This window comes from Acinetobacter sp. SH024 (assembly GCF_000163635.1).
In the GTDB taxonomy this organism is placed as follows: domain Bacteria; phylum Pseudomonadota; class Gammaproteobacteria; order Pseudomonadales; family Moraxellaceae; genus Acinetobacter; species Acinetobacter pittii.
Map to the genome: position 1 here is coordinate 1 of NZ_GG753612.1, position 1828 is coordinate 1828.

2 protein-coding genes are annotated in these 1828 nt (G+C 39.9%); one reads left to right on the top strand and one right to left on the bottom strand.

Annotated elements, in window-relative coordinates:
* Positions 1-15: 15 nt before the first annotated feature.
* Positions 16-357: a Grx4 family monothiol glutaredoxin gene (grxD, locus tag HMPREF0013_RS24160; RefSeq protein WP_002120913.1), complete on the bottom strand. Its 342-nt coding sequence runs from the start codon at positions 355-357 to the stop codon at positions 16-18.
* A gap of 227 nt (positions 358-584) precedes the next feature.
* On the opposite strand from grxD, the gene HMPREF0013_RS24165 reads away from it, so the two are divergent.
* Positions 585-1793 carry an aspartate aminotransferase family protein gene (locus HMPREF0013_RS24165; RefSeq protein WP_002121101.1) on the top strand — a complete coding sequence of 403 codons (1209 nt, stop codon included), beginning with the start codon at positions 585-587 and terminating at the stop codon, positions 1791-1793.
* Positions 1794-1828: the final 35 nt, after the last annotated feature.

A 1828-nucleotide genomic window follows, 5' to 3' on the forward strand; every position in this document is an offset into this window, starting at 1 on the left:
ATGCTTTTTTATTATTTACGCTTCTGGCGCTGCGCTGTATTGTTCAACTAATGGTTTTAATTCGCCATTTTGGAACATTTCAAGCATGATATCGCTACCACCAATAAGTTCGCCATTTACCCAAAGTTGCGGGAATGTAGGCCAGTTCGCAATTTTTGGTAATGTTGCACGAATATCAGGGTTTTCCAAAATATTTACATATGCAAATGGACGACCAATTTGACTGAGCGCCTCTACAGCACGTGCAGAGAAACCACATTGTGGAAACTGTGGAGTGCCTTTCATGTAAAGTAAAACGGGATGCTTCGCAATTTGATCGCGGATTAACGCTTCAGTATCACGTGCTTGTTCAGTCATAAAGAGATCCTCAACTAATCTAGCAGCATTATAGGGGGTGTTCATACCGCTTTGCAAACCACCTGATTACTTAAAGTTGCATTGAATATTCAATATTTTATTGTATAAACCGAAGCGATAGCAAAAAGCGGACGAAATTTTAGATAAATGAGTGATGAGACTTTTCATCAGAGCTAGTTTTTGCTTATATAAACCCTTCCTAAAACCTCATACAGACAGAGTTCGTTATGAATGATATTACCCTAGCTCCAATACAACCTGATCAACCATCACATTTAATGGCTACTTATGGTCGCCAAGCGATCAGTTTTGTACGAGGCCGAGGAGCATATCTATATACCGAAGATGGCACAGAGTATTTAGATGCTTTAACCGGTATTGCTGTATGTGGTTTAGGTCATGCGCATCCAGTCATTGCAGAAGCAATTGCTGAACAAGCTGCAACACTTGTGCATACAAGTAACTTATTTGAGATTCCTTGGCAAACGGCAGCTGCTCAGAAGCTTGCTGAAGTTTCAGGGATGGAAGAGATCTTCTTTTCAAACAGTGGTGCAGAGTCAAATGAAGGCGCCATTAAAATTGCTCGTAAATTTGGTACTCAACAAGGTGTAAGCTCCCCAAAGATAATTGTGGCAGAGCAATCATTTCATGGTCGTACTTTAGCAACACTTTCAGCTACTGGTAATAAGAAAGTACAAGATGGTTTTGCTCCTTTAACCAATGATTTTATTCGTGTGCCATTTGGTGATGTAGAAGCAATTCAAGAAGCTGCTTTGCAGCACCCAGATATTGTTGCGATTTTGATTGAACCTATTCAAGGTGAGGGTGGTATTAATACAGCACCTCAAGGCTTTAGCTATCTTGAAGAAGTCCGCACCATATGTAATCAACATAACTGGCTAATGATGCTAGATGAAATCCAAACAGGTAACGGCCGTACCGGTAAGTATTTTGCTTATCAACATACAAACATTGTGCCTGATGTTTTGACGACTGCTAAAGGACTTGGTAATGGCTTTCCAGTAGGCGCGGTAATGACCCAAGGTAAAGCTGTTGGCTTATTAGGACCTGGTAGCCATGGGTCTACTTATGGTGGCACAGTGCTAGGTTCTCGTGTGGTTTATACAGTAATTGATACAATCCAAAAAGAGAATGCTGTAGAAAACGCGGCAGTTGTTGGTGGTTATATTGTTGATCAATTACGTGCGCAATTGGCAGATAAAAATGTGCAAGTACGTGGCTTTGGTATGATGATTGGTATTCAATTGCCTAAAGACTGCGCTGAGCTCGTTGCAATAGCTCGAGATCAACATAAACTTATTATTAATGTTACAGCTGGTTCAGTAGTGCGTTTATTACCACCAATTAATATGACTCAAGCACAGGCTGATGACTTGTTAGAGCGTTTAGTTGCTTTAATTAATAACTATCTTTAAATTTTTACATCAATAAAAAATGGGCATATAAATAG